The organism is Glutamicibacter sp. Je.9.36 (assembly GCF_051129975.1).
Taxonomy (GTDB): Bacteria; Actinomycetota; Actinomycetes; order Actinomycetales; family Micrococcaceae; genus Glutamicibacter.
Genome location: NZ_JBCPSN010000003.1, coordinates 487671 through 512684, shown reverse-complemented (window position 1 = coordinate 512684; position 25014 = coordinate 487671). Strand labels below are relative to the sequence as shown.

At 59.5% G+C, this 25014-nt stretch carries 18 protein-coding genes, 1 pseudogene and 1 riboswitch; of the genes and pseudogenes, 11 read left to right on the top strand and 8 right to left on the bottom strand.

Annotation, left to right across the window (positions count from 1 at the left end):
* Positions 1–207 precede the first annotated feature (207 nt).
* Together AAZQ98_RS10695 and AAZQ98_RS10690 are read left to right on the top strand one after the other, a co-directional pair.
* On the top strand, positions 208–1665 hold the full coding sequence (locus tag AAZQ98_RS10695) for a hypothetical protein (RefSeq protein ID WP_434692061.1): 1458 nt from the start codon (positions 208–210) through the stop codon (positions 1663–1665).
* A gap of 179 nt (positions 1666–1844) precedes the next feature.
* The gene (locus AAZQ98_RS10690) at positions 1845–5489 is read left to right on the top strand and encodes a KAP family P-loop NTPase fold protein (RefSeq protein ID WP_434692058.1); all 3645 of its coding nucleotides are present in this window, start codon (positions 1845–1847) and stop codon (positions 5487–5489) included.
* A gap of 70 nt (positions 5490–5559) precedes the next feature.
* On the opposite strand, the gene AAZQ98_RS10685 is transcribed toward AAZQ98_RS10690, so the two are convergent.
* Together AAZQ98_RS10685 and AAZQ98_RS10680 are read right to left on the bottom strand one after the other, a co-directional pair.
* A complete protein-coding gene (locus tag AAZQ98_RS10685; protein ID WP_434692054.1) occupies positions 5560–6600 on the bottom strand; it encodes a methionine synthase in 1041 nt (346 codons plus the stop codon).
* Between the two features lie 18 nt (positions 6601–6618).
* The gene (locus AAZQ98_RS10680; RefSeq protein ID WP_434692052.1) at positions 6619–7611 is read right to left on the bottom strand and encodes a DUF1852 domain-containing protein; all 993 of its coding nucleotides are present in this window, start codon (positions 7609–7611) and stop codon (positions 6619–6621) included.
* A 123-nt stretch (positions 7612–7734) separates the two neighbouring features.
* Between AAZQ98_RS10680 and AAZQ98_RS10675 the strand changes: the two genes are divergently transcribed.
* The 5 genes from AAZQ98_RS10675 to AAZQ98_RS10655 all read left to right on the top strand — a co-directional run bounded on the left by AAZQ98_RS10675 (position 7735) and on the right by AAZQ98_RS10655 (position 14325).
* Complete coding sequence (locus AAZQ98_RS10675; RefSeq protein ID WP_434692050.1) at positions 7735–8676, top strand: LysR family transcriptional regulator; 942 nt, start codon at positions 7735–7737, stop codon at positions 8674–8676.
* Positions 8677–8905: 229 nt separating this feature from the next.
* A riboswitch (SAM riboswitch) is annotated at positions 8906–8996 on the top strand.
* An 88-nt stretch (positions 8997–9084) separates the two neighbouring features.
* Positions 9085–10392 (top strand): O-acetylhomoserine aminocarboxypropyltransferase/cysteine synthase family protein, encoded by a 1308-nt coding sequence (locus AAZQ98_RS10670; RefSeq protein ID WP_434692048.1) that lies wholly within the window; start codon positions 9085–9087, stop codon positions 10390–10392.
* Positions 10389–11612, top strand: coding sequence for a cystathionine gamma-synthase (locus tag AAZQ98_RS10665; RefSeq protein WP_434692047.1), 1224 nt, complete (start codon positions 10389–10391; stop codon positions 11610–11612). The genes AAZQ98_RS10670 and AAZQ98_RS10665 overlap by 4 nt, the downstream gene beginning before the upstream one ends.
* Before the next feature lie 71 nt (positions 11613–11683).
* Positions 11684–12553: an AraC family transcriptional regulator gene (locus AAZQ98_RS10660; protein WP_434692044.1), complete on the top strand. Its 870-nt coding sequence runs from the start codon at positions 11684–11686 to the stop codon at positions 12551–12553.
* Positions 12554–12615: 62 nt separating this feature from the next.
* Positions 12616–14325, top strand: coding sequence for a DUF222 domain-containing protein (locus tag AAZQ98_RS10655; protein WP_434692042.1), 1710 nt, complete (start codon positions 12616–12618; stop codon positions 14323–14325).
* A gap of 65 nt (positions 14326–14390) precedes the next feature.
* Here the strand turns inward: AAZQ98_RS10655 and AAZQ98_RS10650 are convergent, their stop codons facing one another.
* Entirely contained in the window at positions 14391–14909 is a 519-nt protein-coding gene (locus AAZQ98_RS10650; protein ID WP_434692039.1) for a gamma carbonic anhydrase family protein, read from the bottom strand.
* Between the two features lie 37 nt (positions 14910–14946).
* Positions 14947–15789: a formyltetrahydrofolate deformylase gene (gene purU, locus AAZQ98_RS10645; protein ID WP_402696522.1), complete on the bottom strand. Its 843-nt coding sequence runs from the start codon at positions 15787–15789 to the stop codon at positions 14947–14949.
* Between the two features lie 326 nt (positions 15790–16115).
* On the opposite strand from purU, the gene AAZQ98_RS10640 reads away from it, so the two are divergent.
* Complete coding sequence (locus AAZQ98_RS10640; RefSeq protein ID WP_146112264.1) at positions 16116–17861, top strand: hypothetical protein; 1746 nt, start codon at positions 16116–16118, stop codon at positions 17859–17861.
* Positions 17862–17870: 9 nt separating this feature from the next.
* Here the strand turns inward: AAZQ98_RS10640 and AAZQ98_RS10635 are convergent, their stop codons facing one another.
* Positions 17871–18905 carry a flavin-containing monooxygenase gene (locus AAZQ98_RS10635; protein ID WP_402741949.1) on the bottom strand — a complete coding sequence of 345 codons (1035 nt, stop codon included), beginning with the start codon at positions 18903–18905 and terminating at the stop codon, positions 17871–17873.
* A gap of 170 nt (positions 18906–19075) precedes the next feature.
* On the opposite strand from AAZQ98_RS10635, the gene AAZQ98_RS10630 reads away from it, so the two are divergent.
* The 3 genes and pseudogenes from AAZQ98_RS10630 (at position 19076) to AAZQ98_RS10620 (ending at position 21830) form a co-directional block, all read left to right on the top strand.
* Entirely contained in the window at positions 19076–19942 is an 867-nt protein-coding gene (locus AAZQ98_RS10630; RefSeq protein WP_434692036.1) for a bifunctional methylenetetrahydrofolate dehydrogenase/methenyltetrahydrofolate cyclohydrolase, read from the top strand.
* A gap of 236 nt (positions 19943–20178) precedes the next feature.
* Positions 20179–20334, top strand: a pseudogene (locus AAZQ98_RS10625) (hypothetical protein); the annotation flags it as partial.
* Between the two features lie 20 nt (positions 20335–20354).
* A complete protein-coding gene (locus AAZQ98_RS10620; protein WP_434692033.1) occupies positions 20355–21830 on the top strand; it encodes a DUF4435 domain-containing protein in 1476 nt (491 codons plus the stop codon).
* 204 nt (positions 21831–22034) lie between these two features.
* On the opposite strand, the gene AAZQ98_RS10615 is transcribed toward AAZQ98_RS10620, so the two are convergent.
* The 3 genes from AAZQ98_RS10615 to AAZQ98_RS10605 are packed head-to-tail and all read right to left on the bottom strand — an operon-like array spanning position 22035 to position 25004.
* Positions 22035–23426 (bottom strand): MFS transporter, encoded by a 1392-nt coding sequence (locus tag AAZQ98_RS10615; protein ID WP_434692030.1) that lies wholly within the window; start codon positions 23424–23426, stop codon positions 22035–22037.
* 32 nt (positions 23427–23458) lie between these two features.
* Entirely contained in the window at positions 23459–24679 is a 1221-nt protein-coding gene (locus AAZQ98_RS10610; RefSeq protein ID WP_332728564.1) for an NAD(P)/FAD-dependent oxidoreductase, read from the bottom strand.
* Between the two features lies 1 nt (position 24680).
* Positions 24681–25004 (bottom strand): 2Fe-2S iron-sulfur cluster-binding protein, encoded by a 324-nt coding sequence (locus tag AAZQ98_RS10605; protein WP_105657408.1) that lies wholly within the window; start codon positions 25002–25004, stop codon positions 24681–24683.
* Positions 25005–25014: the final 10 nt, after the last annotated feature.

The window sequence follows — 25014 nt, the reverse complement described above, 5'->3', positions numbered from 1 at the left end:
GCAGGCCGGGACCCGACCCAATACCATCGCCATCACGCGCTGTGGTGGTGACGTCAGCGTGCACGTTTGCGTTTGATTAACTTTCACGTCAATACCTAATCTTAGAAATTATGTTCTAAGACTTGAGTGCGGGATTGACGTCCAACCAATATCATTTAGAGTCTTTTAGAACTAGGTATTTAAAACTATGAAAGTCAGGATGTAAGTTTGAATATTCCCAAGAAATACCCTAGCTGGAATGATGTGGTTCATGCTGTGCGACGCTACAGGCCCTCTGATTTTTTGCCTGCACTAGCGTTAGCCGCATATTCGCTACAGGGTAAACCTTTCTCATCGATGCGGAAATACTACAATCAGTGGGCCATTGCTGCCTTAGCTAGAGAATCGATACTTTACGGAACAGAAGATAGAGATAGGGAGGTCACCGTACAAGCGATAAACCGGACACTTTTCACTTTCGATCAGGCTGACTTTTCTCAAGGAATCAAGGGTAAACCGTTGTATCTCGCCATGGGATCGTTCCTGTACGAACAATATAAATTTCAATTGTCCTCGGAACATGAAATCGCTCGCACTTATTTGTTATTTTGTGATCCAGAATTGCAAGTTGATCGTTCAAAGGCTCCTGACCGCGATTGGTCCCAAGTGTTTGACATGCCCTTGGAGGAGCGGCTTGAATCCATACGCCTAATCGAGGCTGCAACTTTCCTACATCATGGGATTATTCCAATCGTAGAGTTGGAGGCCCTCGGGCGGCAGCCAGAGGCTGATCAAAATGTTGTGAAGAATATGATGCGGACTGTCGAAGATTTGACCGCTACCATCCAGGAGGCACGTGATAGTGCCAAAAACGTTCCGCTAGTCCCGGATTATCTGAAACGCTTCTCGTTCAATCCCCTCGAACGTTTCCCAATTATTAACATAGGCAAAAGTTCTCTACTTGTGCCACAACCTTTCTATCTTCTGCGAACTCTTAGTGTCGGCAACTTGTTCTATCGAGGATGTGAAGTATTTGGGAGTGCGTTCCCTTCTGAGTTGGGATATAGAGTCGAAGCTTATGTGGGTATGCAGCTCGGATATGCCGAATTCGACCATGTATTGCCTGAGATCGATTATGGAACGACGTCTCCGAAACTCTCAGTTGATTGGTTTGCTATGGCTGGCGATACCGTATTGCTGATTGAATGCAAGAGCGCCAAGTTATCCCAGCATGTTCTCTCAGGTGAACCTAGCAAGACCGAAGACCTACTAAAGAGGAGCGTCGGTAAAGCTCGAGAACAGATCAAAAACACCAGCGAGTTAATAAATGGTGGCCATGAGAAATTTAATAAGATTCCTTCCAACATGAATCAGATCGGGCTCATTGTTACCGCAGAACCGATCTATTGCGCAAATGATAGTAATTTCCATGAAGGCCTTACGAACCCAAACATCCCTTGCCTCTCGATTAGCCTGGATGATCTTGAGAGTTTAGCTGCTTTGGGCGCAGGACGAATGGTTGAAGTTTTGTCTGCTGTACTGGACGGGCCAAATAGAGAAACGTGGAATGTGAGAGACACGATTCGTCAGCATTTTTCAAAAGAAGAATCTTTGCCGAAGAACTTATTGGATGATGCATACAAGCGGTTCCAAGCAGCCCGGGGGCAAAAACTTATAAATTCATAACAACTGATGGGAATGTTGTGTGAAGTATGGTTGGTGAGAATTCGATCTCTTGCTCAATGCTTCGTCAAGCACGAGTTCAGCGTCCGCAACCGATAGGCTTCGAATAGCGGTCTGACCCCAGTAGGTTAATCTGCGCAAGCAGTGGATACGAAACGTCGCGCTGCGACCGAGGAGAAAGCATGGATTTTCGCGCGAAGGAGCTCATCGACGACAAAGAGGTCTCGGGGTTGGACGAGGACCGGCTTAGTCACGATGGAGTTGCAATACAACTTGCCGAACTCGTTTGTTCGGTGCCTACCCCCTCGAACATCGCACTTTACGGGCCTTGGGGCTCCGGGAAGAGTGGTATTGGCAACTTACTGGCAACAAAGCTCAAAACGAAAAGCGGAGTGAAATTTGCAAGGTTTGATGCCTTCAAATACGCGGAGAATCCGCTCCGCCGCAATTTCGTATCCGTTGTCGCTACTTCACTCGGTGTGAGGGACTCCCGTTTCCACGATGATCTGTATCGAGGTCGCACCACCACAGATTTCGCGGTACCGACGCGAAAGCTCTTTTCGCTCCTTTGGATATTCACGCTCGTTGTCTTCGTAGCCGTTTTGGTTTCATCGGGCTCTATTTGGCTCGTCGCTGCTTTACAGGGGAAGGACGTTTTCGCCGAGCTGATTCGGATCGGCACGGCCACGCTTCCTGCATCACTCGTTCCGGCTTCCTTGCTCACTGCGGTGATTGCTCTCGTTGGCAAGACCTTTACGTCAGAGAAAAGAGTAGAGCGAGCTGAGAGCGATGAAGAGTTTGAGTCTCTCCTCACTGATCTAGTTGAGGAGTCTGGTGCAAATCGAGTAGTGATCTTTGTAGACGAGCTTGACCGGTGCTCATCTGACGAAGTCGTGGAAACTCTCAACGCGGTCCGAACGTTCCTCGGCGTAGACCGATGTGTTTTCGTGGTGGCCGCAGACCAGCAAGTACTTGAACGCGCGCTGACTGATACTTTATCTCAGCCGACTCTCATAGATACGTTGAATCCTTATTACAGCGCCGGGAGTGCGTACCTTGACAAAGTATTTCAGTATCAGATGTCTGTCCCACCACTGATGCCTCAAAGCATTATTAGCTTTGTTGTGGAGTTGATTGAAGGTCGTCCAGGTGTCTGGCAGCACATAGACGTGCCTGTCGTTGTTTCAATCCTGATTCCGTCCCACGTTCGCAGTCCGCGACGGGTCAAAAATTTGCTAAACGCGTTCGTGCTCAGCTACCGATTGGCTCAAAGCAGGGTGGAAAGTAAGCAACTCGATCTCGACGTTCTAGCTTCTATCGACGAGTTGGCTCGGATTGTCTGTCTGCGTATCGAGTTCCCATTGTTCGCACGAGATCTGATCATTGATTCTGAGCTTTCCGAGTATGTGAGAGATCTCTCGGAACCGAACGCGGTTGTTGACTCCGTCTGGGAGAAATATCCCTATGTCGACGATGCCACACGTCGCGTGGCAGAGGAATACGCAAGGGGCGTCAGACCCGTGGAAAGACTCTTGGCCCCCGAAGAAGAAGTGACAACCACCGAGGAAATCCATTCCCCGCAAGGCCAACAGCTCATTGACTACCTTCGCCGTACGCGCAGTGTTAAGGGACCAACCAAATCGCTCATCCACTTGCAGAACACAGGCAGCCTCTATGGTCTTCCTGCCTCAGTCGCTGAGCAACTCGAACGGGACGCGCAGAATGCATCCTTTGGCGCAGTGATCAAGACATTTGACGAACTTGACACGGATGCGCGAGCCGCAGCCATTCAGCTCCTCATCCAACAGGGGAGAGTCGCGGTCGGGCTGGAAGCTCCCAACATCGCATCTGCAATCCTTGCGGTGGTCGCGAAAGAACCGGCTGCAACGCGACCCTTCGCGAACGAGATCGCCTTGGTTGTCTCGACGGCTATTGGTGAAGACTCAGACTCACTCTCTGATGCTACAGCTGCTGGGGCGTGGGAGATTGCGATCATGGGAAGTCGTCCCGAAGCAGACAAACTTGGTCAGATGGTACTTGAAAGCGACCTAGCAACGACTGATGACGATCTTCTTCGACATATTCTGCACAACGGGAGGAAGGCAGTTTCACTGTCAAGAACGAAAATTTCCGAGCTGATAGTCCATCTGTTTATGGCTGAAAGTCCTGAGGATGCGGCCGAAGCTCTCCTAGCCGTTGACGAGGCGCATCGTTTTGCCGTTTTAAAAGCAAGTGAGGATTCCTTCACGAAGCAACTTGTGGATGCCATTTCAGACTTCGTGATGGCCGAGGAAGCCCGCAAAGAATCGGAGAAGACGGCCAGAGCATCTGACGAGGAAGATCTGACGGAACATGTTCTCAACCCCGATGATGTACTCGCGGCGTTAGGTCACCTGCTTGGGTCTTTCGACGCCGAAGACCCTAGCGCGTCCGTTGTCTTGCGTATACTTCTCAAAATTGGGAAGCTGGAATCGCGTGATATTGTCCAAAAATACATCGGTGACGTCACGATTCGAGACGGTGAGATCGCAGCCCTAGTACTTGAACAGGCAGTACATCGGCGTACCGAACTCTGGTCAGTGTGGTTGAAATCTTGGCCTGCACAGACATTTGCGTCAGACACGCGGTGCGCTGGAGCAATCGTTGAGCTGGTAAGGGTCATGTGGCATCGTGCCACTATTAACTCGAAGGATTTGAACGAGGAAGAGATCCTTTCGTCTGCCGTTTCCGTTGCGAGTCTGCTTGACCACTGTAGCGAGTCTGCCAGAGCAAGCGCTACAGAGATCGTCAGTTTCGATACGATACCCACAAACGACGGCGAAGTTGCTACTCATCTCCATAGAGTCGCCGTGGCAGAATTTCTTGCTCGCACCGGCGTCATCAGTCGCGAAGACCTTGCAGAGAAACGGGCTGACGTGGTCATCCTGTCGCTAGATGATAAGAGTGAAGAGGAAGAAACGGAGTCCGTCTTGGCTGAATGGGTACTTTCCGAAGTTGCATACTTGCTTGAAGAGGAAGATACGCCTTTACCTAGTATGTCTATTTCTCGCCTTGTCACAGCTGGATCTAGTGCCACCTGGCTGAGTGTTCCCGATGAAGTTAGGCTACGTGTCAGACTTCTCGAACAGTCCGAGTTTGACATTTCGAATGTTCTGCGGGTTAGCGCTGCAGATGTTCGCTCTAGCCAGGAGGAATTGTCCGAGGCGGCGTTCGCTGACTTGATACAACGATGGCTTAGAAGTACCGAGGAGTCTGTCAGTGAAGTGCTCCCTGTTCTCATGGGCGTCATCGAGAAGGCGCCAAAGCCATTGCTGTCTGCGGTTTCTTACTGGCGCGCCAGACAAACAACTGCTAATCAGTACACCTTGCTGGAGTCGTTCATTTCAAAAGAAAATGAACCTGTCCCATCAACACCGGTGCTGCAGGCCGTCGGTCTAAATGATCTCGATGAAGCGAGCGTGGCATCGCTCATCGTCGACCGTTACCTACGTTGCACTACTAATGAGAATCGAAAGTCAGCTCTAAAACTCGCCGAACTTGCGCACTTTTCCGTTCACGCCGCACGCAGGAGAGTCATCCTCGAAATTATCATACCGATGCTGAGCTTGAATTCCTCTGCCGCTGAGATCGCTCTGTTCTATGCACTGAGACTGGCGAAGCCATTTCCGTCTGGTTCGAAGAACCTGTTGGGTGATGCGATGGTTGCCGCTGGATCAAATTTCCCTGCAGTTTCGGAAAAGGCGTATGCTGCGTTGCACACGCTCGGATTCTCTATTAGACGTAAAGGGCTTTTCCGCCGGGGTAGCGAGATTAGCGCGTCAGAGTGATGCTGGGCAGGAGCGGAACACCTCCATGAAATCTTCCGCGGGCAACGAAGGTGTCGCCGATTCTGTCACTTCAGACGCGGGCACCAACGAGCTCCTCGCGCAGGATGCCAGCCCCTGTGCTGAGCGCACTGAGCTTGGCCAGGGCCACATCGCGTCGGAACGGGGCCATGCCGCAGTTGGTGCTGGCAATCAGCTTGTCGGCATCGACAAATTCGAGTGTGTTGCGCAGAGTCTGCGCCACTTCCTCGGGAGTCTCCACAGCGTCATTGGCCACGTCGATAGCTCCGAGCATCACTCGTTTGCCGCGCACCAATTCGACGACCTCAAGCGGGACATTCGAGTGGTGGGACTCCAGCGATACGGTGTCGATGGAGGAAGCCTGCAAGAGCGGGAAAGACTTCTCGTAGTGGCGCCACTGTGCACCGAGAGTGGCTTTCCAGTCATTGTTCGCCTTGATGCCGTAGCCAAAGCAGATGTGGACTACGGTCTCGGCTTTGAGCCCCTGACAGGCGCGCTCCAGTGCGGCAATGCCCCAGTCGGCTACCTCGTCGAAGAAGACGTTGAAGGCAGGCTCGTCGAACTGGATGACATCCACCCCGGCGGCCTCAAGCTCGCGGGCTTCCTGATTCAGAATGGTCGCGAATTCCCAGGCCAGCTTCTCGCGGCTGCGGTAGTGCGCATCGTACAAGGTGTCGACCATGGTCATGGGGCCAGGAAGGGTCCACTTGATCTGGCGGTCGGTCAGCGTGCGCAGGAACTTTGCGTCCTGAACGAATACCGGCTTTTCGCGCTCTACGGCACCGACGACGGTGGGAACATTGGCGTCGTAGCGGTTGCGGATGCGCACGGTCTCGCGCTTCTCGAAGTCGACACCGCTCAGGTGCTCGATGAAGGTGGTGACGAAGTGCTGGCGGGACTGCTCGCCATCGGAAATGATGTTGATGCCGCGCTGGGCCTGCTCGAGGACCGCTGCGCGCATGGCGTCCTGCTGGCCTTCGCGCAATTGCGCGCCCTCAAGCTTCCAAGGGGACCAAAGTTTTTCAGGCTCGGCGAGCCATGACGGCTTGGGCAGGCTGCCGACAATTGACGTGGGGATAAGCGTTGAGGTCATGGGGTGTCTTTCGGATTCTTAGGCGACGGGAGCGGGGTAGGAGGCGGCCCATTGATCGAGCAGTTCGCGATTTGGGGCGATGAAGTGTTCCTCAGTGAACTTGCCCTGGATCTTGCCTAATTGGGTGCGTTCTTCGCGGTCATAGAAGACGCGGGTGGGGGAGAAGTCCTCGGCACCCAAGCTCGGGTGATATACGGAAGGAGCAGCCGAATTGGCGTTATAGATCTCCGGACGATAAATCTTCTGGAAGGTCTCCATGGTGCTGATCAGGCTGATCAGCTGCAGATTGGTGTAGTCGTTGAGCAGGTCACCGCGGAAGTAGAACGCCAGCGGTGCCACGGCACCTGGTGGCATGAAGTAGCGGACGCTCAAGCCCATTTTCCCGAAGTACGCATCGGTCAATGAATTTTCGTCCTGCTGGTATTCCAAACCGAGCACTGGATGGCTGTTGCCGGTGCGGAAATAGGTCTTGGAAGTCGAGACGCTGATGCAGATCACCGGCAGCTGGGCAAAACGTTCACGGTATGCCTGCGAGTTCAGGAAGTGCTGGAAAAGTTGCCCGTGGAGATCGCCAAAATTTTCTGGAAGCGCCGGAGCACCGCTGTCATTACACGAAGCCGGAAGCACCACACTGAAGTCGTAATCGCGGACATAAGAAGAAAAATTATTGCCGACTATTCCCTGGGTACGAGTGCCTAGGAGTTTATCCACGATCGTGGTTTCAAGGACTTCTAAAAGGGGAAATTTCTGGTCGATATTATCGGCAGTGAAATGCACGTTGGCAGAAATTATTTCCAATTCCAGCGCATAGCGGTCCCCTTGGGGATTGTCCCAGTGAGCCAAGGAATTGAAGCGGCGGTTGATCATTGTTAGAGCATTGTTCAGGTTCTCTGCGCGGCGTTCTCCACGTGCCAAATTGGCGAAGTTCGTGGTGGTGCGCGAATTTGCTGAGGGGGTGTAATTCTCGTCGAATTTAGTGGTGCTAATGCTGAAGGTCAACGCGTCTGCCATGATGGCCAATCTGTTTCTTTGGGGGCCGTGGTGGGCCGAGGGGAAGTCGATGCGTCAATCATGCAGGGTGATTCTTGATATCGGGTAACTCGATATAACTATGGATTCATATAGACTCTAGCTATGGTTCAGGGAACAAATGGCTTGACGCTGCAGCAACTTCGCTATTTCGTGGCGGTCGCCTCCGAAGGGTCGATCTCGGCCGCCGCCGACCTCATTTACGTCGCACAGCCCAGCATGTCCTCAGCGATGAAGGAGCTTGAATCACGGGTAGGGCGCACCTTGCTGATGCGCTCGGCCAGGGGAGTGACGCTCACCGCCGAAGGTGCTGAATTCCTCGGCTACGCCCGGCAGGTGCTAGAGCAGGTGGAGCTTCTTGAGCATCGGTACCTCGGCCGCCCCTCGGCCCGGCGGCTGCTGGGCGTCTCCACCCAGCACTACTCATTTTCGGTGGATGCCTTCGTGCGGATGGTGCAGGCCAGCGGGGCCGAGGAGTACCAGTTTTCGCTGCGCGAGACCCGCACCGAACAGATCATCGAGGACGTGCGCACGCTGCGCAGCGACATCGGGATCCTGTACCGCAACGACTTCAACCGGAAGGTCATCGACAAGCTGCTGCGCGAATCCCGTCTGGTCTTCCACCCGCTGTTCCTGGCTGATCCGCATATCTTCATCTCGCGCAGCAACCCGCTGGCCACTCGTGAACAGGTCACGCTCGAAGACCTCGAAGACCTGCCCCGGCTGACCTTCGACCAGGGCGCGAATAATTCCTTCTACTTCGCCGAGGAGGTGCTCTCCACGCGCTCCAGCCAACGCGAAATCCAGGTCTCGGACCGCGCCACCATCTTCAACCTCATGATTGGCTTGGGCGGGTACACGATCTCCACCGGCATCATCAGCGACGAGCTGGATCCCTCCATCGTCGCCATCCCGCTGGCCATCGAGGAGCGCATCGAAATCGGCTGGATCGACCACGCCGCCATCCCGCTCACCGACCAGGCCCAGCGCTACCTGCAAGAAGTGCGCACCGTGGTCGCCAGCTTCGGGGTAGAAGTGCTCGGCTGAGCCGCCAGCAGCGTAACCCCCGGTCATGGAGCACCGGCACATCGTCACAAACTTCCAGCAAAACCTCTACATCACACCGATTCCGCTCAAAAGCTCGCTTCACAAAAGAGTTCAGGCCCCCTCGTCATCATGACAAGGCGACGACATATGAAGCGTGGCGGCCTTGTATGAAGCAGGGTGCCGGATACCGCTTGCACCGTTTGCGGCGGATAGCCAACCATGGAAGAACAACCCATCAAGAGCGGCTGAGAGATCTGGCTCGGAGACGCCGCAGCAACCATCGGGAAACCGAAAGGTGCTACCGCCAGGAACGATGGAGCAGTTCCGAACGCGTTTTCGCGTACTGTGCTTCGTGCCGCCGCACGATGCCAATCGGTGCACTCCCTCGCAGAGAATCGAGGAGGAGCCATGAGCCAGGAAACCGACGCGGTGCACGCAGGGTACCGCCCGAGCGGAGACTTCCGCCCGATGCTGCCGCCGCTGCACAATTCCGCAGCGTACCAATTCCAATCGCATGCCGAAGCGGTCGAGAAGTTCGCGCTGCGCCAGGCCGGCTTCACCTACTCGCGCACCGGCAACCCCACCGTCTCGATTCTCGAACAGCGCGTGGCCGCCCTGGAAGGCGGGGCCCACGCGGTGGCCACCGCCACCGGGCAGGCCGCCGTGGCCCTGTCCCTGCTGGCCCTGACCCAGGGACCCAAGCACATCGTGGCCTCCTCCTCGCTCTACGGCGGCACCGTGGACCTGTTCACCGACACCTTCGCGGACTTCGGCATCCGCATCAGCTTTGTCGACCAGGCCGATCCGGCCGCCTGGGCTTCGGCCATCGAGGAGGACACCCGGGCGTTCTTCCTGGAGTCCGTCTCCAACCCGCTGTGCACCGTGGCCGACCTGCCCGCCATTGCGGCCGTTGCCCACGAGCACAACATCCCGGTGGTGGTGGACAACACCCTGGCCACGCCGCTGAATATTCGGCCACTGGAAATCGGTGCGGACATCGTGGTGCACTCGGCCACCAAGGGCTTGGCCGGACACGGCTCGGTGCTCGGCGGGGTAGTGGTGGACTCGGGGAAGTTCGATTTCTCCGACACCGGGCGCTGGCCGCAGATCGCCGCACCGCGGGTGCGGCTGAACAACACCTCGCTGCTTGAGCGCCACGGATCGGCCGCCTACGCGATGCTGGTGCGCTCCAAGTTCCTGCATGACTTGGGCCCGACCCTCGCCCCGGCCAGCGCCCAGGGCATCCTGGCCGGCATCGAGACCCTGCCGGTGCGCGCCGCCCACGTGCAGCGCAGCGTCACCACGCTGATCGGCACTCTGGCTTCCCACCCGGGCATCGTGGCCATCCACCACCCGTCGCTGCCCGGCCACCCCAGCTACGAGCTGGCCCGGGCGCTGGCGCCGAAGGGCACCGGCTGCGTGCTGGCCATCGAGCTGGCCCACCCATCCCTGGTTTCCCCGGTGATCGACGGGCTCAAGCTGATTTCCCTGGCCGCGAATGTGGGGGACACCCGCACCATGGTCTCCCACCCGGCGACCATGACGCACTGCCGGCTCTCCGCACAACAGCTGGCCGACGCCGGCCTGAACACCTCCACCCTGCGCCTGTCGGTCGGGCTGGAAGACCCCGCCGACCTGCTCGCAGATATCACCAAATCGCTGGATCTCGCGCTGGCCCAGTCTGCTCCCAAGGAAAAGGAAGTGAGCGTCGCATGAGCGGCTTCAACACCCTGGCCGTGCACGCCGGCCAGCACAAGGATCCGCACACTGGTGCGGTGATCCCGCCGATCTACCAGACCAGCACCTTCATCCAGGACGGCATCAACGTGCTGCGCGCCGGACACGAGTACTCGCGCGGCTCCAACCCGACCCGCAACGGGTTCGAATCCCAGCTCACCGCGCTGGAAGGCGGCGCCGCCGGCTTCTCCTTCGCTTCGGGCATCGCCGCCGAAGACGCACTGCTGCGCGCAGTGCTGGAACCGGGCGACCACATCATCCTGGGCGCCGACGGCTACGGCGGCACCAACCGGCTGATCTCCAAGCTGCACAGCAAATGGGGGATCACCTCTTCGGCGGTGGACATCACCAGCCTGGATTCGGTGCGTGCCGCGGTGCGCCCGAACACCGCGCTGCTCTGGGTGGAGACCCCGTCCAACCCGCTGCTGGGCATCGCCGACCTGGCCGGCTGGGCGGATATCGCCCGCGAACACGGCGCCCTGCTGGTGGTGGATAACACCTTCGCCACCCCGTACCTGCAGCGGCCGCTGGATTTCGGCGCCCACGCGGTGGTCCATTCCACCACCAAGTACATCGGCGGGCACTCCGATGTGCTCGGCGGGGCTGTCATCGTGGCCGATCACCTGCACCGCGGGCAGAGCCTGTCCGAGGCCGTGGGCTACCAGCAGTTTGCCGGAGGAGCGGTCTCCGGTCCGCAGGATTCCTACCTGGCCGCCCGCGGGCTGAAGACCCTGGGCCTGCGCATGGAACGCCACGGGGCTACCGCCAGCACCCTGGCCCGCTGGCTCGATGACCAGCCCGAGGTCACTCGCGTCTACTACCCGGGGCTGGAACGCCATCCGGGCCATGAGCTGGCCAAGTCCCGGTCTGCGGCCGGCCGCGGCTTTGGCGGGATCCTCTCCTTGCAGCTCTCCGATGAAGCCGCCGCCCGCGCCTTCGCCCAATCCATGGAGTACTTCCAGCTCTCGGTGTCCCTGGGCGGGGTGGAATCCCTGGTCTGCTATCCGCGCGAAATGACCCATGCTTCGCTGATCGGCACTCCGCTGGAAATCCCGGCCAACCTGGTCCGCCTCTCGGTGGGCATCGAGGAAGCCGACGACCTGATTGCTGATCTGGAACGCGGCCTGGCCGCGGCCCGGGCGACCCAGCCGGTACACAAGCCCGCCGTCGTGCGCGAGAAGGCCCTAGAAAACGCCTGATCGCATCGAACCGCGATTATCGGGCGGCGTGCCCCTACCCTGAAGAATAGTAGTTGGGGAAGGGTGGAATCATGATCGGAATTCTCAATCGGCTCATCGAGCAAATCGAGGCTCAGCTACGCGCCGAGATCAACCTCGCTGACCTGCTGCGCACCGAAGGCAGCACCGAATACCATGCGCGGCGGATGTTCTCCTCGCTGTCCGGCATGCCGGTCTCCGAGTACATCCGCCGGCGCCGCATGACCCAGGCCGCCGCGGATCTGCTTGCCGGTCAGGACCTGCTGAGCATCGCGATCCGTTACGGCTATGGTTCGGCCGAAGCATTCGGCCGGGCCTTCCGAGCGGTGCATGGCGCGTCCGTGGCCGATGTCCGCGAGAATGGTGGCCCCCTTCGAAGCCAACCAATCATCAGGTTCAGCCTGACCGTCGAAGGGAATCGTCCCATGGATGCACGAATAGTTGATCGAGAAGAATTCCAGCTCATTGGATACGCCACGCAGGTACCGCTGATTCACAACGGTGCCAACCCGCACATCCAGGCCCACATCGCCTCCATCCCGATAGCCGAGCACGCTCGGCTCAAGGAGCTGTCTTCCGCGCAACCTGCCGGTTTGCTGCAGGTCAGCGACCAGGTAGACCCCGATTACCGCGAAGGCAGCGAGCTGACCTACCTGCACGGTGTCGCCGTACCCGGTGGCATCCAGGTGCCCAAGGACCTGGACATGATCCAGGTTCCTGCTGGCCAGTGGGCGGTCTTCAGCGTTTCGGGCCCCTACCCGTCGGCGTTGCAGGACCTCTACGCCGCCACCGCTACCGCGTGGTTCCCGTCCAATCCGTGGCGTTTGCGCGTGGGGCCGTCCATTGTCGCCGTGCTCGATCGGGCCCCGGACTTCAGCACCGCGACCTGCGAGCTCTGGCTGCCGGTTGAAGCCGGCAACTAGACTTGTCCACAGCCCGTACACGCATGCCCTGCAGATCCATTTCTGCGGGGCATGGTGTACCCATGAGCAGAGAAATCGCGCAAGCGCTGAAGGACCTGGCCGACGCCAACGCGTTGGCCGCTTCAGCGACCCATGTCCTGGCCCAAGGCGGCCTCACCGCCGGCCAGGCCGCTTATTTTTCGATGCTCGCTGAAGACACGTCCCAATCGCTCGCCCGGACCCAGGTCCACGCGGCAGCTGCCCTGCGGCGTACCGGCGCCCACAAGCTCGACCAGGAATCCTTCCAGGCCATCTCCGATCTCGGGGCCCACCCCACCGTCGAGCAAATCGAAGCCGCCGAAGGACGTACCACGACAGCGCGTACGCATTTCAAGGATGCCAAAGGACTGATGACCGGCTGGCTGGATATCCCGCGCAGCACCGCCACCGCCCGCCTGGTGCAGGCCGACTGCCTGCTTGGCGGCACGGACGAGGCAGGACAACCGACTGATCCGTGGCTGCCGGAGCTTGCTACGCAGTTCGACGACCCGAGCATTGATCCGCGGCTGGTGGCCTCGGCGGCAATGAAGCTGCATTCGCTCCGCAAGGATCTGGGCGAAGGCAAAGCCGCAGAGGCGAAGAAGCAGCAGCTCCAGGCAGAATCCGCAGTCTTCCTGCGTTCAGAGCCCAAGTCAGCGCGCAAGCACATCAACGACATGGTCTCGCAGATCAAAGCGGGCCAGCGCCCGCTCAAGGCTCTGCTCGACGGAATCGGGATCTTCAAGCGCGGTATGCGCAAAGGGCTGGTTGAATACATCATTCGTGTTCTCCCATCGCATGCCGCATACATCGAGGCCTACTTCGCCAATCTGGATAATCCGTCCACCGTTGCCGGCAACCGCGAGGGCTTGAAAGACGTTGATGCCCAGTTTACCGGTGAGGAAACCAGCGGCTGGGACGATGAAGAAAGCAAACCCGACTGGGCAAAAGACGGACCGGGTGGCGACGCTACGGAGGACATTGGAGATCTCGACTCGGAAGACGAGAATCTCCACTGCGGAAATGATGAGCTTCAGCCAGAAGCTGCTTCCGCCGAAGCGAAGCCGGCCAACGCTGAATGGGAAGACCCGAAACCCGAGCGAAGACGACTCGTTGGTTTCATGGCCTTGCTGATGAGTGAACGGAAACCCAGCGGAGGCCCGCCGGAACAGCAATCAGGACTTGCCAGCGCGCAGGTGAGCGTCATCTTGGATTGGGATAAATTGCAGCAGCGAACCGAGGATTTCGCTGTGACCTCCTCGGGGATTCTGCTATCCCCGGGAGAAACCAGGACCGCACTGTGCAATGCCGGGATTCTCCCGGTGGTGCTGAACGGCAAGAGCCTGCCCTTGGATCTCGGACGAACGCAGCGGCTATTCACCAAGGCCCAAGTCCGAGCCCTGCGGGCAGCCTATCGAGGCTGTTCCTATCCCGGGTGCAGCATGCCTGCGCAGCGGTGCGAGGCGGATCATCTGGATCCGTGGGAGAAGGGCGGGCGCACTGATATCAAGTCTGCGGTGTTGAATTGCTTGATTCACCATACGGCCAGGCATTGCGGGTTGTTCCAGGCGGTGAAGATCCCTGGGAGCCGGCCGATGGTGCTGTTGCCGCCGGAGTTGGATCCGGAGCAGAATTTGCGGATCAACACCTATTTCATGACTCCGGCCGAAGGGTTGGAGGCCGAAGCATTGGCGGAGGAGACCACGGTGAAGTGGCGTGCTGGGTTGCTGGACGTCGAAATCGCCGAGCCATGAGCAGCACGCACAATGCTTAAAGCGAAAGGTCCTGGAAGCAGTGCGCTTCCAGAACCTCGCAAACTCTAGGCGTTGGCTTCCAGATGCTTGGCTGCCAGCACGAGATAGTGATCAGCGTTGGTCTTCAACCCGGCGACTTCTTCATCGCTCAGTTCGCGGCGGACCTTGGCCGGAACACCCGCAACCAGGGAACGCGGCGGAACCTGCGTGCCTTCCAGCACCAATGCACCTGCAGCAACCAGCGACTGCTCGCCAATCACCGCGCCATTCATGATGGTCGCGCTCATGCCCACAAGGCAGCCGTCACCTACGGTGGCGCCGTGCACCACAGCCGAGTGGCCCACCGAGATGCCCGCCCCCATGGTGCAAGGAAAACCTTCATCGGCGTGAAGCACGACGTTGTCCTGCAAGTTGGTGCCTTCACCCACACGAATCGGCGCCGAATCGCCGCGCACGGAAACCCCGTAGAAGGCGCTGGAGCGATCCGCGAGAGCGACATCCCCGCTCAACACTGCGGTGGGTGCGACAAAAACGTTCTCGCCGACCTGTGGGGTCGACCCGTCAATAGTAATCATGTGGCTCATGCCACCCACTCTAATTGTCGTGGGGGCACGGTGCGAGTTACGAGAAGACGATGGTGCGCTGGCCGTCGAGCATCACGCGATGCTCGGCGTGCCACTGCACGGCGCGGGTCAGCGTCCGTCCCTCCACGCTGCGGCCCAGCTCAACGAGCTGCTCGGCAGTGCGGGTGTGCGAGACGTGGGTGACTTCCTGGTCGATGATCGGACCTTCATCGAGGTCCGCGGTGACGTAGTGCGCGGTGGCACCGATCAGCTTCACGCCGCGGGCGTAGGCCTGGTGGTACGGCTTGGCACCCTTGAAGGAAGGCAGGAAGGAGTGGTGGATGTTGATGACCCGGCCTTCCATGCGTTCGCAGAGCGAATCCGAAAGGATCTGCATGTAGCGGGCAAGCACCACCAGTTCGATGCCGTAGTCCTCGGCGAGCTTGAGCAGCTCAGCCTCGGCCTGGGACTTGTTCTCCTTGGTCACCGGCAGGTGCACGAAATCGACCCCGTAGAAATCGGCCATCGGCTTCAGATCCAGGTGGTTGGAAACGATCACCGGTACGTCGATGGCCAGGGTGCCGGCACGCTGGGCGAACAACAGGTCATTGAGCGCATGCCCGGCCTTGGAGCACATGATCATGGTGCGGGTGCGCTTGGCGCCATCGTCCACACGGAGGGACATGTGGAAATCGTCGCGGATGGGCGCGAGCCCCGCGCGGATCTGCTCCAAGGACTGCTCGGTGGCTACCTCGATGCGCATGAAGAAGGTGCCGGTTTCAGGCGAGAGGAACTGCTGGGACTCGGTGATATTGCAACCGGCACCCAGCAGACCTCCGGAAATGGCATGGACGATGCCGGGACGGTCGATGCAAGATAGGGTGACGATGAAATTGTTCATGCATTGAGATTAACCGGCTGGCGCGCTGCATGCACATTCGTCTCGGTGGAGTTACACAGATAGGCGTCGAAGCTACTGGATCATCAGCAGGTTTCCGCACTCAGCCGAGGTGCTTTATGCGTCTTCAAAAAACACCGTGCGAACTGATGATCAATACCTGGCCGCGCTATGACATGATGTCTATAAATTTGGCATTTTCACGCTTGGGGAAACACATGAGGCTGCTGCATCGTTTTACTTCGGTTATAGGCGCCACCGCCTTGGTATTCGCCGGGCTCGTGCCCCCAGCCCACGGTGCTATCAGCCCTGCAGACTGCTTCGAGTACATGGATGAGACCGCTAGTGTCGTCGTGGGTTTGTCCTGCAAGAACGTGGCATCGTTGCAGGAACTGCCGATGACGCGCGATATCCAGTGGATCGGCGTCGACACCCAGAAGGAGCAGGCGCTCGGTGGGCTGGAAGTCTTGGCCGCCAACCCCCAGTTGCAATCGGTGCGGATCAATAAGGCTCCACAGGAAATCATCGCGGAACTAGCCAAGCTGCCAGTGCTGGAGTCACTGTCATTGACATTCCCCAAGGGGCAGCAGGTGCAGCTGGCTGGGCTGGGACAGTTGTCTGACCTGAAGGAACTTGAAGTGCTCGCCACGAGTTCGACGGATTATCGCTGGGCCAAGGATCTGTCTGATCTCGAAGTACTGGATCTGGCCAGCTACACCAAGCCGCTCATCGAACTGAAGATCGGTGCCAGCACGGAAATTGAACCGGTGATCACGGTGGATGGCAGTGTGCTCAAGCCGTGGGAATACACCCGCGAACGAATCCTGGGCCAGATCAGCCCCACCGGATTCACCGCGAACAAAGCTGGATTCGCGGGTGTGGCGGCTGAACTCACCGACTTCGAGGCGGTGATCCCGGGACAGGAGAATCTGAAGTCTGTCAGCTACGCAGCCAGCTGGCACATTGGCGTGCGCGATACTGCCCAGCTCGGCCGAATTTCACTGAACAGGAACCCGTCGCTGGCGGGCCATGACGCGGCGGTCGTGGGAGATGCCCTGCTGGCACCGACAACCAATTACCCATACACGGCCCTGCAGTGGACCCGCAACGGGGCACCGATTCCCGGTGCCGTGGGAGAGAGCTACCAGCTGGTGCGCGAAGACTCCAAGAAAGTCATCGCGCTGAACTACGAGACGAAAGCAGTTCGTCAAAACGGCGAAGTATGGGTCCCCTCGGCGCAGGGGACGATGAAGTACGGAGCGCCGATTGCCGCGACAGTCGCCTCGATCGCCAAGCCGACGATCAGCGGCAGCAAGATCGTGGGACAGAAGCTCACCGCTTCCCTCGACGCCGCATACTTCCCGGAGTTCACACGCCATTATCAGTGGCTAGTCGACGGTTTCGAGATTCCGCGGGCTACCGCGAAAACCTATACCCCACCTCAGTCCTATGCCAACCGCAAGATCGCCGTGCGGGCAACTCTGCACGCGGCGGACGGAGAATCGGTATGGCTGCCGGCCAGCTCGGCAGTCAAGGTCGTCAAGGGTACGATCACGGTTGCCAAGCCAAAGGTCTCTGGAACCTCAAAAGTCGGTTCCAAACTCACCGCCAAGGCCGCCACACCGGCTCCCTCCGCCCAGTCCACTAAGTACCAGTGGCTGCGCAGCGGCCAGAAGATCAAAGGTGCCACGGCAAAGACCTACGCGCTCAAACCCGCAGATCTGAACCAACGGATCTCAGTCTCGGTGACCTATGCCAAGGCCAACTACACTACCAAGACCGTGACCAGCACTGCGACCGGGAAGATCGCAGCCGCCAAGCTCAAGGTCCTGAAGAAGCCGGTGATCACCGGCAAGAAATCCACCGGCAAGACCTTGAAAGCCACGGCAGGCAGCTACAACACTAAAAACGTGAAGATCTCCTACCAATGGACGCGCTCCGGAAAGATCATCCCCAAGGCCACCAAGCCGAATTACAAGGTCGTCAAAGCCGATGCCCGGAAGACCTTGGGCGTGTGGGTGACGGCCTCGAAACCCGGCTACACCACCGTGCTAACCAAGGTGAGCAAGAAGTAACTGGGCACGCTATACCGCAACCGCGGACAGGAACTTGCTGGCTGCCAGCGCCGCCTTCCTCCCTGCCCGGGTAGCGCCCAAAGTCGAGGCCGACGCGCCATAGCCGACGAAGAACAGCCCCGGCACCGCCACGGCAGCCACCCCGTCCTCCATCAGGATGCCGCCTTGAGCCGTGTGCAGTTTCAGATCGCGCAAATGCCGGTGGGCATGCCGGAAGCCGGTCGCCCACAGGATCGCATCGATCTTTTCGCGTGACCCGTCGGAGAAGACGACGGCGTCGGATTCCAGCCGGTCGATCTTCCCCCGCGAAACCAGCGCCCCGGAGGCGATCCCGGCACGCATCTTCTCGGTGAGCAGCAACCCGGTGGTGCCCACCACCGACTTCGGCGGCAGCCCTGCACTGGTGCGCTCGTTGACCTGGCGCTCCACTTCCTGGCCCCATTCGGCACCGGTAGGAACGTCGCGCCAGTCCGGTGCGCTGCGCGTGGACCACAGGGTATCCACGCCGGCAGCGCGCAACTGCACGATGAACTGGGTGGCACTGGCGCCGGCCCCGACCACCAAAACGCGCTGCCCGGCGAATTGCTGCGGGGAGACGAAGCCATTTGTGTGCACCTGCGGACCGTCGAAGTGCCCGGGGTAGACCGGCCAGAACGGATTGCTCCAGGTCCCGGTGGCGTTGATGATGGTGCGCGCCCGGTAATCCGCATCGGCGTGCACCACGAAGTTTTCTCCGTCGTTTTCGACCGAGGTCACCGGTGCGCCGTGGCATACCGGCAACGCGAAGCGCTGTTCGTATTCCGCATAGTATTCGGACACCACTTGCGAGGCCGGCCGGGTGGAATCCTGCACCTCGAGCGGGAAATCGGGCAAGGGGTGGATATGATGCGCGTCGCCCAGCGTGAGGGTATCCCAGCGGTGCTGCCAGGCCCCGCCGGGTGCAGGGTTTGCGTCGAGCACCAGGAAGTCGATGCCGCGCTTGGCCAGATGGTAGGCGGCGGCAAGCCCGGCTTGCCCTGCGCCGATCACGATTGTCGAGTACACGCTTAAGGTAACCCTGCGCACTTCAAAGTCATTCCCGAAGCCATTTTCGCTACACTGGAACGCGTGACTGGCGTTAGGTGGGTAACCACCAGGGAGCTAATCGTGCGAGCCGCGCGCCTGGGTTTGCACACCACCCGCCTTGGGAACAGGGCACCTACGGAAGGAACAGCGTGAGCGCACGCATTCTCGACGGCAAGGCCACCGCGGCCGCCATCAAGCAGGAACTGGCCGAACGCGTTGCCAAGCTCAAGGCTGCCGGGCACACCACCGGACTGGGCACCATCCTGGTCGGCAACGACCCGGGCTCGGCCTGGTATGTCGGTGGCAAGCACAAGGACTGCGCCGAAGTGGGCATCGAATCGATCCGTGTGGACCTGCCCGAGGGAACCACCCAGGACGAGCTGCTGGCCAAGGTGCACGAGCTGAACGAGAACCCGGACTGCACCGGCTACATCGTGCAGCTGCCGCTGCCCAAGCACATCGATACGGACGTGATCCTCGAAGCTATGGATCCGGCCAAGGATGCCGACGGCCTGCACCCGATGAACCTGGGCCGCCTGGTCGCCAACGTCAACCGCCCGATGGCCTCCCCGCTGCCATGCACCCCGCTGGGCTGCGTGGAACTGCTGGCCCGCCACGATATCGACCTGAACGGCAAGCACGTGCTGGTCCTGGGCCGCGGCGTGACCATCGGCCGCCCGGTCGGCCTGCTGCTGACCCGCCGCGACGTGAACGCGACCGTGACCCTGGCCCACACCGGCACCACCAATCTTCCAGAGCTGCTGGCCCAGGCCGATGTCGTCATCGCCGCTGCCGGCGTGCCGCACATCATCAAGGCCGACGCCATCAAGGAAGGCGCGATCGTGCTGGACGTGGGCGTTTCCCGCGTGGATGGCAAGGTCACCGGCGACGTTGATCCGGCTGCTGCCGAGGTCGCGTCGTGGATCTCGCCGAACCCGGGCGGCGTGGGTCCGATGACCCGCGCGATGCTGCTGAACAACGTGGTCGAGGCCGCAGAGCGCAACGCCGCCAACTAGACGCGAATGAACTCAAACACCAACGGCCTGCCATGATGGCAGGCCGTTGGTCTTTTACGTCCAGCAGCGGTATTTACTAGGAGACGTAATTCCTCTGGACGCAAATTGGTTTTAAGGCCGTTCCGAAAGCATTTAGATTTGCGTTTCCCTGATTAATGTTAGTGGTTCATCAGATTTAATAGGTGACGTCCTTTTCTGTAAGTGTGTCGTTGGCTTTTCGTTTGGCTAATAAACGAATGATGGTTGGGTATCGTAATATCGGTCTCATGACTCAAATTGGCGAGGTGCCCACACCTTTGGCTCAGTGGAATATTCCAGTGTTTACGGGTGGTTTCTGCAGCGTGCAGGTGAGTGCGGGAGAGGTGTTGACGATCCTAGGGGCGAATGGCTCGGGTAAATCTGCTCTGGCTTCGTGGATGCCGAGAAATTCGCAGGCAACGGCTATCCGGAGAGTGTTAGCGCAACGAAAACTGTGGTTTACTCAGTCGGGACCTTCCATTACTCCGGCAGACCGAAAACGCGATTTGCCCAAATCACGCATTGGGATCAGGAATTTAGTTCGCGCTATCTTGATCACAGTGATTCACAGCGCTCGGGGATTGCCTTGTTCGATATGCTAGCCAAGATCAACCAGGAGAACAGGGCACGCGTAGATCTGTATGAGGCGGGGTCGAGCACTGAAGATGTTACCCGGAGGATGGGTCCACGTGTTCTCGACACGTTCAATACAGTGCTTCAAACTTCGGGCCTGGAAATTGAAATAGGCGTGGATTCTACAGAGAATTTTTTTGCGAAGCATCTCAATTCTGACGTGACATATCCGATTCATTTGATGTCCGATGGTGAGAAGAGCGCGCTATTGCTCGCCGCTGAAATTATTACTGCCCCGTCCGGGGTGACGTTTATTATCGATGAGCCGGAGAGACATCTGCATCGAGCAATTTCCGATGAACTCATAAAAACCATTATTGCTACACGTAATGATTGTGCTTTTGTCGTGTTGACCCATGACCTGGACCTCGCCGCGAGCCTTTCTGAACAAAGAGGGAAAGTGCTAACCGTGTTTGGTGTGCGGTGGGAAGGCGAACAAGCCATGCAGTGGGATCTGCATGAGATTGCACAGGACGACTCCTTGCCTGAAATCGCCCGACAGGCCATTCTTGGTGGGCGGAAGGAGATTCTCTTCATTGAAGGAGAAACGACGAGCCATGATCTGAGCCTTTACAAGGTGCTCTTCCCAGATTGGCTACTGGTGCCTAGCGGAGGATGCGATACGCTCATCCGGTCAGTGTCTGGCCTGCGGAATAGTGCGAGTTTCCATTGGGTCAGAGCACGCGGTTTGGTTGATGGGGACTGGCGATCTGAGCAGGAAATTGAATCCTTATTTAGTCTTGGTATTCATGTTCTGCCGGTGAGCGAAATTGAGAACCTCTACTACACTTCGGAAGTGCTGCAGGCAGTAGCAGAGCAACAAGCTTCGACGTTTGGCTACGATCCTCAGGTCAAAGTTGAGGAGGCCAAGAGCGCGGCCATGAAGGCGCTAGGAAAGGACGGGACGTTAGAAAGACTGACCGGACAGCTTTCGAAATCTGTGGTCGCGAGGAAACTAGTCGAGTACATGCCAGATGTGGTTGATGAGAACGCAATCGAGATCAACTTTGACTCGCCATTTCCACAAATTCTCAGGCAGATGAAGGATCATGTTACTGCTTGTGCGTATGACGAGCTGATCAAAGCGCTCCCGATTCGTAACACCAGCATGAGAATTGAGATTGCTAGGCACCTCGGTTTTCAGAGTATCCAGGACTATGAAACTGCGGCCCTTCATCGCATCCGCAATTCTCCGCCGTTGCAAATCGATTTGCACACCCCCATCGAGAAGCAATGAGGTCGAGAGCCCACTGGATAAACCTTACAGAGAAATCCAGCGAGGTCCGGTCCTAAGGAAATCTTGGTGCGGTGCGGTGGGATGAGAACCCGATTACCCGATTGTGGTGTCCATTAAAGCCGCAGAGCGCAACGCCGCGAAGTAGACGCGAAAAACCGGCAGTCCGCCAATGGTGGGCTGCCGGTTTTTTGATCCCTGCAGATCCTACAGCGCGTCCTGGGGCACGGGCTGCCCCGCGGTCCGCTTGTCGAAGACCAGCGCGCCGACTTCCTGCTCGGCCTGGTTGCCGATACCCAAGTCGATGCCGCTGCGATCACGCACCATGCTGACCGCCGCCAGCGATATTGCGGTAAGCGCGAACAGGTACCAGCCGACCGCCGTGGTCCCGCCGGTGGCCTGCACCAGCGCGGTGGCGATCATCGGGGCGAACGCCCCGCCCAGGATCGCGCCGAAAGCGTAGGAAATGGAAACCCCGGAGAAGCGCACCGAGGCGGGGAACAGCTCGGAGTACAACGCGGCCTGCGGACCGTAGGAGAAGCCCAGACCGATGGCGAACAACGCGAACGCCACGTAGAGCAGCGGCAGGCTAGCGGCGTTGACCAGCCAGAATAGCGGGAAGATGCACAGCAGCTGGCTGATGAAGCCGATCTGGTAGGTGCGCTTGCGCCCGATCCTGTCGGCCACGACCCCGGAGAGCAGGGTGAAGGCGAACCACATGACTGCACCGAAGGAGACGGCCAGCAGCACCTGCGTGCGGGTGAAGCCCACAGGCCCCTCAGGGTCCGTCATATAGGCCTGCAGGAATCCGCCGGTGGTCATGTAGCCGGCGGCATTGTTGCCAGCGAAAATCAGCGCGGCAACCAGCACCAGCAGCCAGTGCTTCTTGAACAGCACCACGATCGGAACGCGGGTCTGTGCCTTCTTCTGCGCGATCTCCTTGAAGACCGGGGACTCGTCCACCGAGCGGCGGATGAAGTAGCCCACCACGATCAGCACGAAGCTGAGCAGGAACGGCACGCGCCAACCCCAGGCCATGAACTGCTCGCCGGGGGAGATCACGCCGGTCATCAGCGCCATCATTCCCGAGGCCAGCAGCATGCCCAGCGGCACGCCGAGCTGCGGGTAGGCGCCGGCCCGGGCGCGACGGTCCATCGGGGCGTGCTCAACGGCCATCAGCACCGCGCCGCCCCATTCGCCACCGGCGGAGATGCCCTGGATGATGCGCAAGAGCAGCAGCAGGATCGGGGCCAGCACGCCCGCGGTCTCATAGGTGGGCAGCACGCCGATCAGCGTGGTGGAGGCGCCCATGAGGGCCAGGGTGAGCACCAGCATGGCGCGCCGGCCGATTTTGTCCCCGTAGTGCCCGGCTAAGAACGCGCCCAGCGGGCGGAAGAGGAAGGAAATGCCGACGCTGGCGAAGGAGAGCAGCAGGCCGATCTGCGCGCCGGCTGGTTCGAAGAACAGGTGGGCGAAGATCAGCCCCGCTGCGGTGGCGTAGATGAAGAAGTCGTACCACTCGATGGTGGTGCCGATGACGGTGGCGAAGGCGACGCGCCGCTGGCTGGTGCCGGGGTGCCGCTGGGTGGGTGTGCTCATGAGCTGACCTCATTGGGATAGTAGTGGGGGTGCTAGGCCGCGACCGGTGCGGCGTTGGCCAGGTCCTTCAGGGATGCTCCAGCGAGCATCGCTTCGGTGATGCGCTCGCCGCGGGCCAGCAGCTTGCGTGCGGCAGCGTGGTCGGCGGGACGGTTAATGGATTCCACCGCGACCAATTGCCCGTCGCGCAGCCGTGCGATGGAGAATTTTTCGCTGCCCGGGTCGCCCAGCAGCACGCTGCTGTCGGTGGGCTCGGCCAGCCCGGCGATTTGCAGCCGGTGGCGGCCCTGGATGCTCCAGAACCAGGCAATCTCCGAGTACGCCGTGGGCTCGCCGCACAGGGTGCGGGCCAGGCGGCGCGCCTGGTCCGCGGCGTTCTGCACCGACTCCAACCGCACCCGCGTGCCGTCGCGCCCGACATTGGCGCAGTCGCCCACCGCGTAGACGCGCTCATCGCTGGTGCGCAGCGCGGCATCCACCAGGATGCCGTTCTCGCACTCCAATCCCGATGCTTCGGCCAACTCAATGTTGGGGAGCACGCCGATGCCGTAGACCACCAGATCCGCCCGGCAGCTTTCCCCGGCGGAGGATTGCACTAGCAAATCCTCCTGCACGTCAATGGACTGCACGCCTTCGCCCAGGCGCAGCTCGATGCCGTCGCCGCGATGGGCCTGGGTGAACCAGTTGGAGAGCTGGGCGGAAACCGAACGGTTCAGCACCCGGGGAGCGGAGTGCAGCACCGTGACATCGATCCCGCGGGCCCGGGCCGAGGCCGCGAACTCCAGACCGATGAAGCCGGCACCGGCCACGACGACCCGCTGGGCGCCGTCCAGCTGCCGGCGCAGGATTTCCGCGTCCTGCAGCGTGCGCAGCCCGATGACCCGCGGGTCCTCGGCGCCGGGGCAGGACAGCACCCGGTTGCGTGCGCCGGTGGCGAAGACCAGCCGGTCATAGCCGCGTTGCTGCCCGTCGGACAGGGTCACGGTGCGTGCGGCGCGGTCAACGGCGGTGGCGCGCGCACCGGTCAGCAGTTCGATGCGCTGCTGGGCGTAGAAGTCCTCCGAGCGCAGCGGCAGCACCTCGGGTTCCTGGGCGGAAGCCACGAAGTCCTTGGACAGCGGAGGGCGCTGGTAGGGCTGTTGCGCGCCCTGGTCGACCAAGGTGATGGCGCCGGCATGGCCGTGCTCGCGCAGCGTTTCGGCCAGCTGCACGCCGGCGTGGCCGGCGCCGATGATCAGGATGCTTTCGTTCATTTCAGACCTGTTCGGAGGGTACGGCCACGCGGATGGACTGCAATGCGCCGCCCAGGGAAACCTGGCAGCCCAGCCGGCTGTTCGCGGTGCGCTCTGCGGTGGTGCAGTCGAGCATTTCGTCTTCGTCTTCCGAGAGTTCTGGAAGACCAGCTGCATCCTCGGGGTTAACGTAGACGTGGCAGGTGGCGCACATGGCCTGGCCGCCGCATTCGCCGACGATCCCGGCGATGCCGTTGGTGACAGCAGCGCGCATGATGTTGCCGCCTTCGGCGACCTCGACGTCGGTCGCGGTGCCGTTTGGCTGTTCAAAGGTGATGGTAGGCATGGAAGGCTCC

Bases quoted from the DNA above. Each gene is read 5' to 3' on its own strand.
- AAZQ98_RS10690 (WP_434692058.1), top strand. From the start codon at position 1,845: ATGGATTTTCGCGCGAAGGAGCTCATCGACGACAAAGAGGTCTCGGGG.
- AAZQ98_RS10685 (WP_434692054.1), bottom strand. From the start codon at position 6,600: ATGACCTCAACGCTTATCCCCACGTCAATTGTCGGCAGCCTGCCCAAG.
- AAZQ98_RS10680 (WP_434692052.1), bottom strand. From the start codon at position 7,611: ATGGCAGACGCGTTGACCTTCAGCATTAGCACCACTAAATTCGACGAG.
- AAZQ98_RS10675 (WP_434692050.1), top strand. From the start codon at position 7,735: ATGGTTCAGGGAACAAATGGCTTGACGCTGCAGCAACTTCGCTATTTC.
- AAZQ98_RS10670 (WP_434692048.1), top strand. From the start codon at position 9,085: ATGAGCCAGGAAACCGACGCGGTGCACGCAGGGTACCGCCCGAGCGGA.
- AAZQ98_RS10665 (WP_434692047.1), top strand. From the start codon at position 10,389: ATGAGCGGCTTCAACACCCTGGCCGTGCACGCCGGCCAGCACAAGGAT.
- AAZQ98_RS10660 (WP_434692044.1), top strand. From the start codon at position 11,684: ATGATCGGAATTCTCAATCGGCTCATCGAGCAAATCGAGGCTCAGCTA.
- AAZQ98_RS10655 (WP_434692042.1), top strand. From the start codon at position 12,616: ATGAGCAGAGAAATCGCGCAAGCGCTGAAGGACCTGGCCGACGCCAAC.
- AAZQ98_RS10650 (WP_434692039.1), bottom strand. From the start codon at position 14,909: ATGAGCCACATGATTACTATTGACGGGTCGACCCCACAGGTCGGCGAG.
- purU (WP_402696522.1), bottom strand. From the start codon at position 15,789: ATGAACAATTTCATCGTCACCCTATCTTGCATCGACCGTCCCGGCATC.
- AAZQ98_RS10640 (WP_146112264.1), top strand. From the start codon at position 16,116: ATGGATGAGACCGCTAGTGTCGTCGTGGGTTTGTCCTGCAAGAACGTG.
- AAZQ98_RS10615 (WP_434692030.1), bottom strand. From the start codon at position 23,426: ATGAGCACACCCACCCAGCGGCACCCCGGCACCAGCCAGCGGCGCGTC.
- AAZQ98_RS10610 (WP_332728564.1), bottom strand. From the start codon at position 24,679: ATGAACGAAAGCATCCTGATCATCGGCGCCGGCCACGCCGGCGTGCAG.
- AAZQ98_RS10605 (WP_105657408.1), bottom strand. From the start codon at position 25,004: ATGCCTACCATCACCTTTGAACAGCCAAACGGCACCGCGACCGACGTC.